18 protein-coding genes and 1 pseudogene are annotated in these 16,406 nt (G+C 51.3%); 4 read left to right on the top strand and 15 right to left on the bottom strand.

The window, feature by feature from the left end:
• Positions 1–562, bottom strand: a 562-nt coding sequence (locus tag KB557_RS03925) for a hypothetical protein (RefSeq protein ID WP_255131512.1), incomplete at its 3' end; no start/stop codon positions are given.
• A gap of 52 nt (positions 563–614) precedes the next feature.
• Here KB557_RS03925 and KB557_RS03920 point away from each other — a divergent pair.
• Entirely contained in the window at positions 615–1,328 is a 714-nt protein-coding gene (locus KB557_RS03920; RefSeq protein WP_255131511.1) for a TerC family protein, read from the top strand.
• A 110-nt stretch (positions 1,329–1,438) separates the two neighbouring features.
• Here the strand turns inward: KB557_RS03920 and fmt are convergent, their stop codons facing one another.
• Genes fmt through KB557_RS03865 form a run of 11 tightly spaced genes read right to left on the bottom strand, consistent with a single transcriptional unit; the run spans position 1,439 to position 11,102 of the window.
• Positions 1,439–2,413 carry a methionyl-tRNA formyltransferase gene (fmt, locus tag KB557_RS03915; protein WP_255131510.1) on the bottom strand — a complete coding sequence of 325 codons (975 nt, stop codon included), beginning with the start codon at positions 2,411–2,413 and terminating at the stop codon, positions 1,439–1,441.
• 4 nt (positions 2,414–2,417) lie between these two features.
• On the bottom strand, positions 2,418–3,770 hold the full coding sequence (locus KB557_RS03910; protein WP_255131509.1) for a TldD/PmbA family protein: 1,353 nt from the start codon (positions 3,768–3,770) through the stop codon (positions 2,418–2,420).
• Position 3,771: 1 nt separating this feature from the next.
• On the bottom strand, positions 3,772–5,187 hold the full coding sequence (locus tag KB557_RS03905; RefSeq protein WP_255131508.1) for a TldD/PmbA family protein: 1,416 nt from the start codon (positions 5,185–5,187) through the stop codon (positions 3,772–3,774).
• A gap of 6 nt (positions 5,188–5,193) precedes the next feature.
• Positions 5,194–6,234: a magnesium-protoporphyrin IX monomethyl ester (oxidative) cyclase gene (gene acsF, locus KB557_RS03900; protein WP_255131507.1), complete on the bottom strand. Its 1,041-nt coding sequence runs from the start codon at positions 6,232–6,234 to the stop codon at positions 5,194–5,196.
• A gap of 46 nt (positions 6,235–6,280) precedes the next feature.
• Positions 6,281–6,676, bottom strand: coding sequence for a DUF2996 domain-containing protein (locus KB557_RS03895; RefSeq protein ID WP_255131506.1), 396 nt, complete (start codon positions 6,674–6,676; stop codon positions 6,281–6,283).
• A 39-nt stretch (positions 6,677–6,715) separates the two neighbouring features.
• Positions 6,716–7,156, bottom strand: coding sequence for a hypothetical protein (locus KB557_RS03890; RefSeq protein WP_255131505.1), 441 nt, complete (start codon positions 7,154–7,156; stop codon positions 6,716–6,718).
• Positions 7,153–7,794 carry a flavin prenyltransferase UbiX gene (locus KB557_RS03885; protein WP_255131516.1) on the bottom strand — a complete coding sequence of 214 codons (642 nt, stop codon included), beginning with the start codon at positions 7,792–7,794 and terminating at the stop codon, positions 7,153–7,155. The genes KB557_RS03890 and KB557_RS03885 overlap by 4 nt, the downstream gene beginning before the upstream one ends.
• Positions 7,781–10,060, bottom strand: a complete 2,280-nt coding sequence (locus tag KB557_RS03880) for an RNB domain-containing ribonuclease (protein WP_255131504.1) — start codon at positions 10,058–10,060, stop codon at positions 7,781–7,783. Before KB557_RS03880 ends, KB557_RS03885 begins: the two co-directional genes overlap by 14 nt.
• Before the next feature lie 49 nt (positions 10,061–10,109).
• Positions 10,110–10,415: a TMEM165/GDT1 family protein gene (locus KB557_RS03875; RefSeq protein ID WP_255131503.1), complete on the bottom strand. Its 306-nt coding sequence runs from the start codon at positions 10,413–10,415 to the stop codon at positions 10,110–10,112.
• Between the two features lie 14 nt (positions 10,416–10,429).
• Positions 10,430–10,771, bottom strand: coding sequence for a TMEM165/GDT1 family protein (locus KB557_RS03870; protein WP_255131502.1), 342 nt, complete (start codon positions 10,769–10,771; stop codon positions 10,430–10,432).
• Positions 10,746–11,102 carry a YkgJ family cysteine cluster protein gene (locus KB557_RS03865; protein WP_255131501.1) on the bottom strand — a complete coding sequence of 119 codons (357 nt, stop codon included), beginning with the start codon at positions 11,100–11,102 and terminating at the stop codon, positions 10,746–10,748. Before KB557_RS03865 ends, KB557_RS03870 begins: the two co-directional genes overlap by 26 nt.
• Positions 11,103–11,177: 75 nt before the next feature.
• Here KB557_RS03865 and KB557_RS11215 point away from each other — a divergent pair.
• Positions 11,178–11,237: pseudogene (locus tag KB557_RS11215) on the top strand (photosystem II reaction center protein Ycf12); the annotation flags it as partial.
• On the opposite strand, the gene KB557_RS03860 reads toward KB557_RS11215, so the two are convergent.
• Together KB557_RS03860 and recJ are read right to left on the bottom strand one after the other, a co-directional pair.
• Positions 11,217–12,386, bottom strand: coding sequence for a chloride channel protein (locus KB557_RS03860; protein ID WP_399218625.1), 1,170 nt, complete (start codon positions 12,384–12,386; stop codon positions 11,217–11,219). The pseudogene KB557_RS11215 and the gene KB557_RS03860 sit on opposite strands and share 21 nt — an antisense overlap.
• A 188-nt stretch (positions 12,387–12,574) precedes the next feature.
• On the bottom strand, positions 12,575–14,431 hold the full coding sequence (gene recJ, locus KB557_RS03855) for a single-stranded-DNA-specific exonuclease RecJ (protein ID WP_255131499.1): 1,857 nt from the start codon (positions 14,429–14,431) through the stop codon (positions 12,575–12,577).
• 151 nt (positions 14,432–14,582) lie between these two features.
• Between recJ and KB557_RS03850 the strand changes: the two genes are divergently transcribed.
• A complete protein-coding gene (locus KB557_RS03850; RefSeq protein WP_255131514.1) occupies positions 14,583–14,915 on the top strand; it encodes a DUF565 domain-containing protein in 333 nt (110 codons plus the stop codon).
• 7 nt (positions 14,916–14,922) lie between these two features.
• Here KB557_RS03850 and rpmF read toward each other — a convergent pair whose 3' ends face one another.
• A complete protein-coding gene (gene rpmF, locus KB557_RS03845; RefSeq protein ID WP_255131498.1) occupies positions 14,923–15,102 on the bottom strand; it encodes a 50S ribosomal protein L32 in 180 nt (59 codons plus the stop codon).
• A gap of 86 nt (positions 15,103–15,188) precedes the next feature.
• Here rpmF and KB557_RS03840 point away from each other — a divergent pair.
• On the top strand, positions 15,189–16,406 hold a 1,218-nt coding region (locus KB557_RS03840), incomplete at its 3' end, for an AAA family ATPase (protein ID WP_255131497.1).

Below are 16,406 nucleotides of genomic sequence, written 5' to 3'. Positions count from 1 at the left end.
GGCCTAGCAATTGATCGCTGGCTTTCAGCATGGCTGCGCGCAATAGGGGAATGGCAGCTGTGGCGGCACTGCATGGAGGTTCAAGGGTGCGTAAGGCCTTGAGGTAGATCACAAGATCGGCGTAGTTCACAAGGCGATTGCGGCTGGCAAGGGCAAAAGCACGCTCTAGGTAAATGCCCTCTTGATGGCGATCCCAGCCAAGACGCTGCAATTCCAGCTCTACCGCCGTGAGTTCATCACTCCAATCTTCAGGTTCTTGAATTGGTTCTTGAATTTGTTCGTTTACTGGTTCTGTAATTGCTTCTTTAGTTGCTTCTTGAAAGGGTTGTGAAATTGGTTCTTGATTAATTCGCTGCACTGGCGCAGGTATTTGAGATTGCCTTGGGGCTTGAGCCAAGCGTTGCTGCAAGCGAGCTAAGGCGCGATCTTCCGCCTCTTCCGCCCCAGCTGCTTCACCAAGGGCAGCTGCCACCACCCCAGCATTGATGCAACTCACCCGCACCACTACCTTTTCGGCATCGGCATGGAGCACATCCACTTGAGTGAACAACTCATTTCCCATAGCAGTAACCCTTTTCACGTGGAGCAGCGCCCATGCTTTCTAAGCTGCTCCAATGGAAGCAACAAGCCTTGATTCTCTTACCCCGCTGATCAGTGCTGCAGACCAATGGCATGAGGTGCTGCTGCTGCTGCCGGTGTTGGTGGGGCTGGAAGTGGTGCTTTCTGCCGATAACGCCATTGCTCTTGCCGCTATTGCCAAAGGCTTAAAAAATCCAGATCAACAAAAGCAGGCTCTCAATTTAGGGCTTGTTTTTGCTTTGATATTTCGAGTGGGGTTGATCCTAATTTCCCGCTGGGTATTGGGTTTTAGGCCATTGATGGCTGCAGGCGCTGCTTACTTGCTCTGGCTTTGCGGGCAACATTTTATTTCAAATAAATCAGAAGAAGAGGAAACTAATCAAGCAACTACTGCATTTGGAGTTGACAAGAAATTAGCAACTACTGCCATAAGTATTGCCCTCACTGATCTTGCCTTTTCACTTGATAGTGTTGCAGCTGCCGTTGCAGTGAGCGACAAATTGTGGCTAGTAATTACAGGAGGCGTAATTGGTGTGGTGGCCCTGAGGTTGAGTTCAAATTTGTTTATTTCTATGCTCAACAACTTTCCACGGCTTGAATCTGCTGGCTATTTAGCAGTGGGCTTAGTTGGTTTGCAACTTCTAACAAGGGTGATATTTCCAAACATTGAATTACCACAGTGGTTGTTGTTGAGCTTGGTATCAATTTTATTTCTTTGGGGTTTTACCAACCGCCGCCGCCTATGCTGAACTACTGCGATTTGGTAAGCGATGGGTCCATTGCATTGTCCGATCTGTATTGGCCTTGGCGTTGTGAGTTTTGCAAGATGTATCGCTTGGGGCCGCCTGATCTGGGCTACCTAATTGAGTTGTTGCAATAAATTTGCGCCGCTGGCAGCGCTTTTACCTTCCAACTGCCCGCTGCGTAAAAGCAACGGACAACCCCCAGTAGCAAACACAACCCCCAGCCCAGGGATGCGCTCTATCACTTCACCGGGGCATTCTTGGGGCCACTGCCGTTTTGTTAATTCAGCAACTTCAGGGCTTAATTCAGCGCTTAAACGTTCCACCAATGGTTCAGTGGCAAGCATTTTTAGGCGTTTACCTTGCCAAGTGGTGTACACACCAGGATATAAAGCCATCACCTGCCGGTGCAATTGCAATGCTGGCTGCTGCCAATCGATTTGATAATCGGCTTTGTTGATCATGCGGGCGTTGCACACGCCAGCTGCTGGCTGGGGTTGAAGCTGATAATTTCCTTTTGCAATTAATGGCAAAGCCTCCAGCATTAATTCGGCTGTTAATTCACTTAAACGTATGCCCAGCTGGCTGGCATTTTCTAATAAGCCGATTGATAAATGCCTTTCAATTAATACAGGGCCTGTATCCAAACCCACTTCCATCGCCATGATGCCAACTCCAGTGGAGCTATCACCTTCTAGCAAGCACCATTGAATCGGAGCAGCCCCACGCCATCGCGGTAACAACGAGCCATGGCCATTCCATGAACCATATAAAGGTGCATCTAGCACCGCTGCTGGCAACAGTTGGCCGAATGCCACCACAACATTTAAATCTGCGCCAAGGGCTGCAAGATCCGCTTGGATCTGGGGTTCTTTTCGAATTCGCTCAGGGCAAAATATTGGAATAGGAGCACTTGATTGCGATTGCAACTGCAACGCCCGCGCCTTTACGGGCGAAGGTTGTAATGCTCCCCCTCTACCGCGACGGCGATCTGGTTGAGTAACTACACCAACAATTTGATGGCCGCCATCGAATAGGGCATTAAGGGTTGGTATGGCATAGGCGGGCGTACCCCAAAATAAAACCCTCAAAAGCCTAGGTTTCGCCAGTTATCGAAAGACCTTCCACCCACACGTATGGGCACATGCCGCCGGGGGTTACCAGCGGTTCTCCTTCAAGGGCAAGGATAGTTTTTAACACCTTACGAATATCGCCTGCAACCGTGGCAGCTTCAATTGAGATGCGTTCGCCATTTTTAACTAGCCAACCATCAAAAGGAAGTGAAAACGAACCTTGGCTTGCTTTTACGCCGGCATGAAGCGCCGAAAGGGAATCGATCCACACCACCCCATCAGCCTTATGGCGATTGAGTTGGGCATCACCAGCAGCAATGCCAGGAGTGGGAGCCACCACAAACCAATCCGGACCCACAGATACCTTTGATCCCATCCCTGCATGACCGGTTGGGGCAACGCCAAATTGCCTGGCGGTGCCTTCGCTATGGAGGAAATGAGCCAAATTACCTGCTTCGATCAAAGTTAAAGGAGCTGTTGGTGTGCCCTCACCATCAAATGCGGAAGCGCCAAGATTTGATTTATGTAAAGGATCATCCCAAAGATTTAGAAAAGGCACTGCCAAAGTAGAACCAAGGGAATCACGATTTGAGAGGCTCAAACCATCAAGTACTGATCTTGCATTGAAAATATTACTAAAAGCACCAATCAGATCAAGAAACGCTTCTGGACTAAATACACAGTTGTAATAGCCAGTGTCAATGGCGCTATAATCAAGATGACTAATAGTTAATTCCGCCGCTTCCTTAATGCAAGCCTGCACATCTAATTGTTCAGATCCATAGGCTAAACGCACAGCTCCAGCACTACGGGGTTTACGACCATCCTGTTCGGCCCTTGCATACAAATAACAAGCCGAAGAACTACTCAAATGATGGCGCTGAGAGCCAAGGCTATTTATATATACGCTTTCACCATTACGTTCAGATAAGCCATTATATGGAACTGTATTAATAGCAGGATGCAAATCCAATAATTGCCTTTCTGCATCAAGCAAGGTTTTCAAGAGATTTTGTATTGGTTGAAGCGCTAAACGCGGCCGCTCTAAAGGGATAAGGGGCTCAAGGGAGCGACAAGAAAGGCCAGGCGGTTCTTCAAGATCACCAAAAACACTTGCCTCTTTTGCACCTTTTAGGGCTTGGGCTAATCCTTCAATTGATAGGTCGGTGCTGCTTGTAATACCAACACGGCCATCACTGGTCCAGGCTCTAACCGTAACGGCGCTGCGTTGCGCACCCTTGAGCTGCTTAGGTTCACCACGATCCACCTGCACTGAAAGATCGGTGCCAGATGCTGCACCTAAATCCCATTGATTAATACCCTCTTGTTTTGCAAGAGTGCTCAATTGATCATGTAATTGTTGGGGATTCAGCATCTCAACGGCCTCCAACAGTGATGGAATCAACCTTGATATGGGGTTGCCCCACAGTTACATAAATACTGCCACTAACGGAGCCACAGAATCCAGCAGCTAGATCAAGATCATTGCCGCACATTGATATTCTTGGCATAACAGTTTCTGCATCACCAATCAAGGTGGCACCTTTTACTGGTTTACCAAGTGCACCATTTTCAATTAAGTAGCCCTCCTCCACCGAGAAGTTGAACTGTCCGGTGGGGCCAACACTGCCACCACCCATCACCTTGCAATAAAGGCCGCGATCAATCGAACTAATTAAATCGGCGGGGCTATGGGGTCCGGCGGCGATAAACGTATTCCGCATCCGGCTAGCAGCTGCGTAGGAATGTCCTTGACGCCTGCCACTACCTGTGCGGGCATGGCCAGTGCGCAGTTCTCCGGCGCGATCGGAAAGGAATGCTTTGAGGATGCCGTTTTCAATCAAAGTGGTGCGCTGCGGTTCAAAACCTTCATCATCAACAGCAAGGCTGCCAAAAGATTGAGGCGATACACCTTCATCAATAGCTGTTACTGATTCATGGGCAATTAGCTCACCCATTTTATCTGCAAATGGAGTGGTACCACGTTCTACCTGGGTAGTTTCCAACAAGTGGCCGCAGGCTTCATGGAAAATCACACCGCCAAAACGGTTTGCCAGCACCACTGGATAAGAACCGGCTTCGATGTAATCGGCATAAAGCATGGTGGCGCTACTTGCGCTGATGTCGCGGGCGGCAGCATCAGCATCCCAATCAATCAAATCGCGGGGATTATCAGAACTACCAAAACGGCGGGCCACACTGGAACGATGCTCGCCATCGGCTGCAAGAACACTGAGGCCAAGGGTTTGATGCAAGCGCAGATCACGGCTGAAGGTGCCATCGCTGGCGGCCACAAGCATTTCTTGCCAATCACGGGAATAGCTGCCACGGCGGGCCTGTAGGTGCTTGCCGTGCTGCTCCAACTTGGCTGTGCCTTCAAGTAATCGATCAGCGCTTGTTTGCACTCCCGGGCACTGAGTTAACCAATTTTGCTTACTACTGCCGTAGTTACTTAAGGGGTTGAGGCCGGCAAATGAATGCCCGTTGCTGATGCCTCGCTGCAAATTGAGCATGCCCAAGGCTTGATCAAGGGCTTGCATTAAGCCTTCATCACTGAGATTTGTGGTGCTCACAAAACCATCGCGATAGCCATCGGCCGCACCATGAAATACGCGAATACCAGCTCCGCAGCCCAAAGATGGATTCACACTGGTAACCCTTTCCTGTTCTGCAAGCACGCTTAGGCGATCGAAGCGTTCCAAAAAGATCTCAACTAAATCTGCACCAGCAGCTCGGCCGGCGGCAATCAGAAGCTCGAGGCGCCCCTGCCATTGGGAATCAAGAAAACTCACGATTAATTAACGAATTGCGGGTTGAAATTGGTTGCTCGCGATCGGAGCTGTAAAGAAAAGACGAGCCATTTCCCATACATTGCCAAGCCAATGGGGAAGTTTAGTAACAACTTTCAGAGGCAATAAAGCATTGGCTTGATCTGCCGCATCAAGGGCGTGGTTGTGCTGAACAATGCGCTCAAGGCGCTCGTAAAAACGGGGATGTTCAACGTTTAATACCACCGGAAAAACGCGGGCAGATGTTTCGTTTGTTTTTGCAATTACATACTTATCGTATTCCCTTGCATCTAAACCAAGGGCCTCATAGAAATCCTTCCGGCCAACATCTCTCACATACATAGTGGCAAAAACAGCCAACAAAAAGAAGCGACACCAGAGCTTTGCTTGGAATCCGCGCACAGTGGCTGGCTGCGCCTTCATCAAGGCATCAAAGAAATCTCCGTGACGGTTTTCGTCTTGGCACCAATTCTCAAAAAAGTTGAAAATTGGAAATATTTTGCTATCTGGATTTTGCTCCAAATGCCTATAGATCGCTATATAACGCCAGTAACCAATTTTTTCAGAAAGATAGGTGGCATAAAATATAAATTTAGGTTGGAAATATGTATAAGCTTTTGTGGCGGTTAAGAAGCCCAAATCAAGCTGCAAACCAAAATCACCCATCGCCTTGTTAAGGAAGCCAGCATGGCGAGCCTCATCACGTGCCATATGGGCAAAGCATTCGGCCAGCAGGGGATTGCGATGTTTAATACGACGGCTTAATTCTTTGTATAGCAAAAATCCAGAAAATTCAGAAGTGCAACTCTGCTCTAAAAATTCAACAAAAACTTTGCGGGTATCCGGGTCAAGTTTTTCTGCTGCCCCCTCAAAAGATTGATCCCGCACAAAATGATGGCGGTTGTAATCTTTACGAAATTCTTCGCAAATCGCTTCTAATTCAGCCCCATTGGGTTGCAGATCCATGGCGGCCATCGCCTCAAAATCGGTTGTGTAAAACCGAGGCGTAAGGATCGACTCCTTTGCTAATGCAGCGCTTGCTGGAACCATCCGAGGGATACCTTCTCTATCTAATAACTGTAAGGGGGTGGGGAGCTCAGTTGGGCCCCAGCCATTTCTGCCCGTTCAGCCTTTGCACCGTACGACTCACAAGCAAAGCGAGGGTGGTTTTCTTTTCATCAATTAAAAAAGATTCCAGCAAGCTTGGATTAGATCCAGCTTCAGCAAGGGCAATGGTTTTTGAACCTTGAATGTTGTTGCTTAAAAAGCAGAGCCAAAACCTTCTGCCTCCAGGCAGTTCACCCGCCACTTGCCAACACATTTCACCCACCACAGGCATGGGAGCTTGCTCCAGCTGCAAGCGCGTGAGCGGGCCTCCGTAAGACTCAATTTCTTTTGCAAGGGCAGGCAAAAAAAGTTCGGGAATAAAACTCTCGAAGGGTTGATCCTCCGGTTTAGGCGCAGGTGCTGCTTTGGGGGCCGAATCAGTCACCAAGTAACCGGGTGAGGTTTTACCAAGCTAAAACAGCGCTCACCAATCAGCCTCAATGGATTCATCCCAATCCCCTGGATTTTGAGAGGAAACGGGAGCTTGTTTTCTACTCACCACCTTGAAAGGAACAGACACCGTGGGGGCCGGTGCCTGGGGATCTTGTTCAGGCCAAGCTTGAGATTGGGAGGTTCGCTTTTGCTGGGCTGGTTCAGATTGAAACTGGGTTTTGAAGTTGGCCTTTGATTCGGTTTGGTTTTGTGCTTCCAGCCGGCGCCTTCTTGGCAATACAGAAGCAGCACTAAAAGCAGCGCCGATGGCGGCACCACCGCCAGCTGCCAGCATCACCCAGCTGCCAAGGGGCAGGGTTGGGGAAGACCAGAGCAAAAATTTCAAGCGGCTCGGCGTTGAAAGATTGAATAAACCCACCACCAGAGCAACCGCAAGGGGTAACAGCAGTGGCAGTGCTAGTAGTTCCCTCATCGCTCTTGGATTGGACCTTCCCAACGCCGCAATGCACCCAATTCGTAGCCAAACAAATCAAGGATGCGAATTACTAAAAAATCCACCATGTCGTTGAGGCTTTCGGGCTGGTGATACCAGGCCGGAATCGGTGGTGCAATCCGTGCGCCCGCTTCAGCTAAAGCGGTGAGGTTGCGCAGATGAATCAAATTCCATGGCATTTCGCGGGGCGCAATCACTAATGGGCGTGCCTCTTTGAGTTGCACATCAGCGCAGCGCTCGATTAAATCCGTGGCGATTCCTGCTGCCACACGGCCAACGGTACCCATCGTGGCCGGCAGGATCAACATGCCGCGGCTGCGATAACTGCCACTTGCCATAGGAGCTGCTTGATCATTCCAGCGGTAACAGCGCAACTCACCCTTGCTGGTGCCGCAGTGCTGGCGAAGCACCTGCTCCTGTTCCTTTGGCGCAACAGGGAGCACCACCCCCATCTCAGCTCTCCACACCTCAAATGCACCACGGCTCAACACCAGATCTACGCAGTGGCCGCCCTCCAAAAGCAACTGCAAAGCCCTTAAGGCGAGCACCTGAGCGGAGGCGCCGCACACAGCAAGCAGCAAAGGAGCATCAGGGGCAATTATTTCAGGATTCTTCATCCTCACCTTCATCTTCAAGCGGCTGGGAAGAGTGATCTATTTCTGGCTGAATTACCGCTAAATCAATTTGATGACGCAACACATCTACCTTGAGCACCTCCACTTCAACTGGATCACCGAGCTTGTAAGTGCGGCGATTTTTACGGCCCACCAAACGGTGTTGGCGGGAGCGATATTCATACCAGTCGTCTTTTAACGAACTCACATGCACCAAACCCTCCACTTGGGTGGGGGGTAACTCCACAAAAAAGCCATAGCTTTGAATGCCGCTAATTACCCCGGCAAGGGTTTGACCCACCAGGGTTTGGGCCTGCCTTGCCCTTGCAAGGGCAAGGGCATCAGCTTCCACCTCATCGGCAAAGCGGCTGCGGCCATTCAAACGATTTGGTAGCCCATTTGCCATTGCCTCTTGAAAAGGAGCCAATTGGCTAGCGGTGAGCAAAGCCCATTCAATTTGGCCATGGCAGCTATCACTACTCAGATCAATGCGGGTTTTATGGCGCACGCTGGGGCGATCCTTGGCTTCTGTAAGCAAGCTCACCAGCAGCAGTTGATTCCAGATAGCGCTGTAGTGCAGCGATGCAAAACACCAAGGGGCATAAGCCAGCGGTTCAGCCGCCAGGGCATTTTCTTGCGGCACCGCACTCAGCTGCACCGGTTTTATGGCTTCGCGCAATTGTTGTTGCAACACTCGAGCCCTCTCTGTGCCAAGAAAAGCCTCAGCTAACGCTGCAGCAGCGGGTGCATTGCCATCAGCACCAAGTTCCAAAGGCACATCAAGCCCAACGGCCAATTTGAGTAGATCGTTGAGATCTGCTGGATCGGGGGCAGCCTGGTTAAGAAACAAGCCCGGCAGTTCAAGGGCTGCGAAATGACGGCCAAGGGCTTGCTCGGCAGGGCGCACCAATTCCCTCAACCAAGTAATCGGGGAATTAGCAGCCCCGCTGGCAAACCAACCACTACGCCGCTGATCAGGTAATCCCTGCGCCTGTTCCTTAAGGCTTTCAAGGGGAGGTAGAGGTAAATCAAGATCGAGGCTGGCGCCTGCTGCTACCCGCTGCTGGCGCAGAACTAGCACCAAGGTTTGCAACGTCTCTAAAAGAGGGAGATATTCCTTTAGTGCTTTTAGAGCAACTGGGGTAGTGCGGGCTTTGGGCTTGCGATTAATAAAAGCTTCCATGCTTTTTGAATCCAAGGCAGCATCAATCCGAACGCTGGAACGGCAGAAGTGGTAATGCAGCAAATCCCCTTCTGGGCTGAGATCAAGGGCAACAGAGAGGGCGCTGTTTTCTTTTCCCACCACCAGAGCAGCTGCCTCCTGCAGGGGGGCAGGCAACAGCGCCAACCAATCATTGCCAATACAAATCGCTTCCCCCTGTTGTCGCAACCAGCGCTCCATTGGGCCGTCGAGGCTGAGGCGTTCTGCCACATCCGGCCCGTGCAGCCATAGACGGGTTCCAGTGCTACTGGTTTCGATCGAAACCGCAACGGAAGCCGGTGAATTTTCAGCAGCCCAGCCCTGCAGCAGGATTGTTGGTAATTCAGTGAGATCTTCTCTACCGGCTGCGGTTGGCGTTTTTAAATTAATGCGGCCGCTAAAGCCGGCTGGGTTAAGCCGGTGGCGTGCCAATAACAGCTCCAAATCTGCTGAGCCGCCGCCCATGATTGATAAAGAGCGGCGCACATGGCCTTGAGCTGGAAATTGCCCCACAGGGAAGCGATCTAATTCCACCTCCACAAGAGCTTCTGCGGCACGTTCGATATGTTCAGCATCAACTTCATCCAGCTGAATTGCTGCATTGAGGCGATCATCAAGCGCAACAGCTAGGAGTTGTGCATCTAAACGTTCCACCTGAGCCAGCACTGTGGTGTTCGCGCGCTCGAGGATGCACTGCACCCCCCCTTCTGGGGAACGGCGCCGCCCCCCTTCGCGAGTAACTTTTACCAGCACACGATCACCATTCCAAGCATGGTTTAACTGATGATCACGGATGTAAATATCATCTGCTCCGTCGTCTCTTAAAGCGAAGCAAAAACCTTTACTGGAGCAGCGCAGCCGCGCCTCAATCAAGGTTTCGTTATTGATACGACTAACGCCCTGTTCCGCTTGGCTGAGCAGGCCCACCCGCTCTAATGCTTGAAGAGCAAGCTCTAAATAGTGTTTTTCTTTTACGGTTTTAAGGGCTAACTTTTTTTCAAGTTCCTGCACTGAAACTGCCGATTCACCCTGCAATTGCTCCAGCAGGTTGGCAACGGAAAATTTCATGAGAAGGCAATGCTGCCAATAATTGAAATCAGCTTAAGGCTGCTCCGGCTTAGGGCTGTTTGATCGTTTGCGATAAAGAAGCCTTCACCAAGCGGGCACCGATGATTAGAAAGCCAAGGGCTGCCGCCGATTGCAGCAGTTCTGTGGGCACAAATTCAGCTAATCCGCCACCAAGGAGTGCCCCCAAGAAACTTGCAAGCACAAGAGCGGAAGCGCTGCCAAGGAATACAAACAAAGGCCTATTGCTAGTGCCGCTAATCGCAACGGTTGCCAGCTGGGTTTTATCGCCCAATTCCGCTAAAAAAACCGTTGTAAAGGTGGAACCAAGCAAAAGCAAATCGGGGGAGATAACCATGAAGTTGAGAGCCATCAAGTTGAAAGAGATGAGCTGGAAAGAAATGAACTCAACACTTGAAAACCCAGCAGTCCGCCAAGTATCAACATCAACACGCCAGCTAGTAATTCCAGCCGCTGGGGTGAAATAAAAGCTGCCAACCAACGCCCCAGCAACACACCTACAAAGCTTGAAGCGATAAGCGCTAAAGCCGAGCCAAGAAATACCAATAAAGGTCTTCCCGATTGAGCTGAAAGCAGCAGAGTGGCCAGTTGCGTTTTATCCCCTAACTCCGCAAGAAAAACCGTTACGAAGGTGCTCGTAAAAATCGCCCCTGCAGCAGGGGCATTGCTATTTGGTTTGGATTGCCCGGTCAAAGCGCTTGCGTTCAAGGCTTTTGCCACCGTATTCCACGCGGATCTGCGCTTGGCAACATTCAATCGCGAAACTGTTTTGCTCTTCTACGGGAACATCAAACAAATTTGCTAACTGATCCACATGGCAAAAGTCTGGTCGATCGGCATAAATCCTGCAGCGGCGAGCACCGGTATCGAAATGGACGCACCAACCATCACTACCCACCATCTCCAGATAGGTGTGCTTTTGAGCTGGAGATAACGCTGCTAATGCTTCAGGGCGCTGATTTGGATCTAAACGGCAGCAGGCGCCGCAATTACTAATGCAAGTCCAGCTGTAACAAGCGGTCACGGTATTAACCCGAAAAGATTAGAAAAGGCATCTGTGCCCCTTAGGCTGAATGAATAAATAACTGCGCGAATCGCAATGGGCATCGATTTCCACTTGATTGCAAATTTCGGTGCCTTAGCGCTGATCACTTTGGCTGGCCCTGCTGTGATCTTCATCCTCTTCTATCGTCGCGGCGCCCTTTAAATAGTTTTCCCCTAAACGGGCTTCGAATAATGCAGTTAAGCCGTGATAGACCGGCTGCGGCTGCAAACTGCGGCTAACCATAGCCGCCAAGGCGCTGGCAAGTGTTAACCCAGGCAATAGCTGTTGATCACCGCAGAGCTGCATTGAAAAAAGAATAGAAAACAAAGGCAATTGAGTTGCACCAGCAAGGCCGGCCCCCATGCCGATAGCCATGCCGAGAAGCGGATCTTGTTGACCCAGCAGCGGCATCAAAATGCTTCCGGCCACCCCGCCGATCGCCAAGGCAGGATCGATCAATCCCCCAGGGATCCCCACCCCAAGAGCCAATACTGGCCCCAATAACCGCCCCAGCAGGGTGCTGATCCCTTGCAGATTGTTGATGCTGCCACCCCTACTCACTAAATCCAGCAACACAGCAGATCCATCCCCATAGGCCCTGCCACCGCTGATCGCTGCTAATAAAACGAGCGCACCTCCTAATAACAAACCCACCCTTAGCGGTTTGAGTAGAGCGATGGGCTGCAACAGTTTTGTTGCCCGCAGCACCATTCCACTAAAAAGTGCTCCCAGTAAGCCCCCCATTAGCCCTAAGGGAAGCCCAAAGCTGATCAGTTTCCATTGATCAAGATTTCCTGGAATGATGCCGTAAGCAAACATGGCTTCTCCACCACCTGCAGCCACAAGGGCGGCAGGCAGAGCTACTACAAGCCCGGCCCAAAGCAAAGGCCTATTCCAGCGCTGCATGAGATCTTCAGCGGCAAACACAACACCCACTAAGGGGCTATCGCCAGCGGCTGCAATGCCAGCCCCACCCGCAGCGGCATAGAGCAGTGGGGCGCTCAATTGGGCCAGGGGAGCCCTTAAGTATCCGCGCAGTAACCACACCAAAGTTGTACCAATAAATACAACTGGCCCCTCCCTGCCAAGGGGGAACAAACAAAAACTGGCAAGGCTCCAAAGGCCGCAGCGCATCAAAAGGGGGCCAATTTTTAGAAAATCAGCGCTCCGCTCTGGCTCTTCAATACAAAGTGCCACCTGTGGAATTCCTGAACCCATGCCCGCTCGCCAAACACCACGCTGCAAAAAACAAAGCGCGGGCATTGCTGCAATTGGCAACCAAATGCGCCAACCAAGGCCTTGATCAAAAGCAGTTATCAATTGATCGTCTGCCCATTGATCAATCCAATTCAAAGGAAGGCAAGCAAAACCGATTAAGAAACCGAGAAGCAGCATTGGCCACAGCAAAAACCACCAGTGGCGCGGCGACATGGGAGGGGTTGGGCTGATCATTAAGCAACTAAACCCAAGGCCTGGGCTGCCTCTTGCACGATCGCAAGCGTATGGGGATGAAGATTTTGAACATCGTGATCATGCGCCAGCCATGGCACCCGCAATTCTTCACCGGCTGGGTTGCGGATCAATAAATCAGAACCTTGCTTTTCGCATTGATAACGGCGTTTGCCCCTCATCAAAACTACTGCTTGTGCTGCGCTTGGTCGCAGGGCTTCCACTTCTAATTGGAGCCGGGGTTGCCCTTGCCAATGGTCTTGCCGCAACCTGAAGGCAAGATCAAGAAAACGAGCGCTGGGTTCAGGGCCCGTCCAACGCCAGGCCATAGCCGTAAGCGTGCTGCTGCCTTGAGCTAGCAGCTGAAGGCAGAGATGGCCACCACGCAGTAAGCGCATACGCTTCACTTCGCAATGACGCGCCCAAAAAAGCGGGGTTGGATTTCCCACACCAAATGGTTCAAGCCGCTGCAGTTGATGCAAGAAATCAGCATCAATACGCCCTAAAGGCAATAAGGCCTCTGGTGCCACCAACAGGGCGCTGGAGCGGCCCTCAAGCCACTGGGCAGCAAGCTCTGAAAGTTTTTCCTGAAGGGGGGCCACCTGATGGGCCATCACTGTGAACCCACCAGCCGCTGGATGGCCTCCAAATCGCTCCAATAGGTGGGCGCAGGCCTGCAGCGCTTGATCAACAGCAAAACCTTGGGGGGCCCGCACAGAAGCGCGCAGCCTGCCATTACCTTCGCCGGCAAGCATTGCCACAGGTAAACCCCAACGTTCCACTAAACGGGCCGCCACGATGCCAATTACACCGTGATGCCAGTGGTTTTGCGCTAACAGCAAAAACGGCGGTCGCTGGGGCCCATCGGCCTCCACCAAGGCATTGGCCTCAGCTTCAATGCCATCGGATAGGTCTTTACGTTGCCGGTTCAAGGCTTCGCATTGATCGGCTAGTTCCAAAGCGCGGTTTGGATCGCTAGTGGTGAGTAGTTCCACCGCAAGGGCTGGATCTGCTAATCGACCAACAGCATTAAGCCTTGGCGCTAAGCGAAAACCCACCGCTTGGCTATCAATGCTGCGATCTTCCAATCCAGCCAACTGGGCAAGGGCACGCAAACCAGGCAATTTGGAGCGGTGCAAGTTTTTAAGCCCCTCCTGCAACCAAAGGCGATTTACCCCCACAAGTGGAGCCATATCGGCGATGGTGCCGATACAAAACAGATCAAGGGCAGCCTGAAGCGCCTCAACTCGCTTCAACCTTTGCGCCAAAGCGCGGGAAAGCACATAAGCAAGACCCACCCCCGCTAAGCCGCGATATGGGGAACCCTTAGGGGTGGTAGCCGGATGCAAAAGCGCCAGTAATGGCGGCATTAAGGCCGGAATTGTGTGGTGATCGGTAACTATCACCTCAAGGCCAAGGGTTTGGGCCCGCTCAAGGGCCTCCCTGGCACTGATGCCGTTATCAACGGTTACTAATAAGCGGCAGCCCTGGCTTGAAAGCCTTTCCACCATGGCAACATTGAGCCCGTAGCCATCTTCTTGCCGGCTGGGTATTGCGGCCACAGGATTTGCCCCAAGCCGTTGTAGAACCCCGAGCATTAGAGCAGTGCTGGTTATCCCATCTGCGTCGTAATCACCGCATATCGCCACTAATTCAGCATTACGGCAGGCAATTTCAAGGCGATCAAGGGCAGCGCCTAAATCTGGGAAATGATCCATTGCCGCAGGAGCTGCTGCTGGCTTAAGCAGGGCCGCCACCAGTTTTGGATCAGAAATGCCGCGGCGATTCAGTACCGCCAGCAGTTCTACAGGTAAATCAGCGCTGCTTACAGGGGCGCTAGAAACCAGGGGCTGGGGCAATTGCCAGAGGCGATCTGGGGAGGGAGGAGAATGAATCAGGGTTGCTTAGATCAAATCTGCACAAACGCATGATGCCCCCCTGCAAGCACTTCTATTGAAATTTCTCTGAATAAACGTTGCTAAATTACAAATGTTGGCGGCTTAAGTGGAAATGCCTCAATCGACTCGTTTTTATAAGCTTCAAGAAGTTCTTAGCAAACAGTTCCTCGGCTGGGTAAGCAGCAGTTGGTATCAAAAAAGTGTGGGATTACTCGCCCTTTTGATCGGCTACTATCTGGCTGCAAATTTAACAAGTATTTATTTAAATTTCACCCGACTTCAAAGCATCGGTGCCGTGGGATTACTGCTATTGATTGAAATTAATGTTAGAATAAGAACAGTTTCTAATATAAATAAAAATAAATTGATTTGGATAATATCTGATAATTTAAGAATGGGAGCTGTTTATGCAGTGATATTAGAGGCATTCAAGCTAGGAAGCTAAAACCGAATCATTCCTCTTCTGATTCAGCTTCATCAGGCATTGGATAAAGAAATCCCTGGGCCCTGCCACTGAGCACCGCCTTACCCAAAGACATGGCCTTTTGGGCCGCAACCCGTGCTTTTGCCTTCCAAGTGGCATGGCGCTGATTGCGCTTTCCTTTGGAGGTTTTCTTTTTAGGAACAGCCATCCGGGCTTACTTAATATCAACTGTCAATCATCCAACGTCGAGATACCATCCGTCAATCGCTAAGCTTAGATAAGTAAAAAACAGCTGTGTTTAAACCGGATTTGAGCAAACCCCCCAGCTACAGCGGCCTGCTCAAAGCCATCCGCAGTGGTGAGGTGAAGGAGTTAAAGCTTTTGCCGCGCAGCGATCAGGTGCTGGTGCAGTTCAAAGACGGCCGTGAAAGCCGGGTGGCAGTTTTCAGCAACGACCAGCAAATCATCCGCACAGCAGAAGCGGCGCGAGTTCCCCTCAGCGTTAGCCCCACAGACCCTGAAGGGGCAGGCAGCGGACTGCTGATCAACCTTTTCCTTGGAGTGTTACTGATAAGCCTGCTGGTGTTGCTGTTGCGCCGTTCCGCTTCCGTAGCCCAAAAAGCGCTTGGTTTTGGTCGCAGTCAGGCCCGGCTGCAGCCAGAAGGGAGCATCAATGTGCGTTTTGAAGATGTTGCTGGCATCGATGAAGCAAAAGCTGAACTTCAAGAGGTGGTTACTTTTTTAAAGGAACCAGAACGTTTCACCGCTGTGGGCGCTCGTATCCCAAGGGGAGTGTTGCTAGTGGGCCCGCCGGGAACAGGCAAAACATTGCTGGCCCGAGCAATCGCCGGAGAAGCTGATGTGCCCTTCTTCTCGATTTCCGCCTCTGAATTTGTGGAGATGTTTGTGGGGGTGGGGGCAAGCCGGGTGCGCGATCTATTTCGCCAGGCAAAGGCAAAGTCGCCCTGCATAATTTTTATCGACGAAATTGATGCTGTTGGCCGCCAAAGAGGGGCCGGTATCGGCGGGGGCAACGATGAAAGGGAGCAAACCCTTAATCAGCTGCTCACAGAAATGGATGGGTTTGAAGACAATTCCGGTGTAATCCTGCTGGCAGCCACCAACCGCTCAGATGTGTTGGATTCCGCCCTGCTGCGGCCAGGGCGTTTTGATCGCCAAATCATGGTGGAGCTTCCCGATCGCCGCGGTAGAGAGGCAATTCTTGGCGTTCATGCCCGCACCCGGCCCCTTGGCGATGATGTGTCTTTAGGGATGTGGGCCCGCCGCACCCCAGGTTTTTCTGGCGCGGATCTAGCCAATTTGATCAATGAAGCGGCAATTCTCACCGCACGGCGGGAACGACTATTCATTGATGAACAATCTATGAATGATGCCCTTGAAAGGGTAACCATGGGCTTAGGGGCCAAACCACTACAAGACAGCGCCAAAAAACGCCTGATCGCATACCACGAAGTGGGCCATGCCCTGCTCACCACACTGCTACCAGCAGCA

It is taken from the genome of Synechococcus sp. Cruz CV12-2-Slac-r (assembly GCF_024346075.1).
Classification (GTDB): domain Bacteria; phylum Cyanobacteriota; class Cyanobacteriia; order PCC-6307; family Cyanobiaceae; genus Synechococcus_D.
The sequence above is the reverse complement of the archived record's forward strand: the minus strand, read 5'-3'. Positions and strand labels throughout refer to the sequence as shown.

Bases quoted from the DNA above. Each gene is read 5' to 3' on its own strand.
- KB557_RS03920 (WP_255131511.1), top strand. From the start codon at position 615: ATGGAAGCAACAAGCCTTGATTCTCTTACCCCGCTGATCAGTGCTGCA.
- KB557_RS03910 (WP_255131509.1), bottom strand. From the start codon at position 3,770: ATGCTGAATCCCCAACAATTACATGATCAATTGAGCACTCTTGCAAAA.
- acsF (WP_255131507.1), bottom strand. From the start codon at position 6,234: ATGGTTCCAGCAAGCGCTGCATTAGCAAAGGAGTCGATCCTTACGCCT.
- KB557_RS03890 (WP_255131505.1), bottom strand. From the start codon at position 7,156: ATGAGGGAACTACTAGCACTGCCACTGCTGTTACCCCTTGCGGTTGCT.
- KB557_RS03885 (WP_255131516.1), bottom strand. From the start codon at position 7,794: ATGAAGAATCCTGAAATAATTGCCCCTGATGCTCCTTTGCTGCTTGCT.
- KB557_RS03880 (WP_255131504.1), bottom strand. From the start codon at position 10,060: ATGAAATTTTCCGTTGCCAACCTGCTGGAGCAATTGCAGGGTGAATCG.
- KB557_RS03875 (WP_255131503.1), bottom strand. From the start codon at position 10,415: ATGGTTATCTCCCCCGATTTGCTTTTGCTTGGTTCCACCTTTACAACG.
- KB557_RS03860 (WP_399218625.1), bottom strand. From the start codon at position 12,386: ATGCCCGCGCTTTGTTTTTTGCAGCGTGGTGTTTGGCGAGCGGGCATG.
- KB557_RS03850 (WP_255131514.1), top strand. From the start codon at position 14,583: ATGCCTCAATCGACTCGTTTTTATAAGCTTCAAGAAGTTCTTAGCAAA.
- rpmF (WP_255131498.1), bottom strand. From the start codon at position 15,102: ATGGCTGTTCCTAAAAAGAAAACCTCCAAAGGAAAGCGCAATCAGCGC.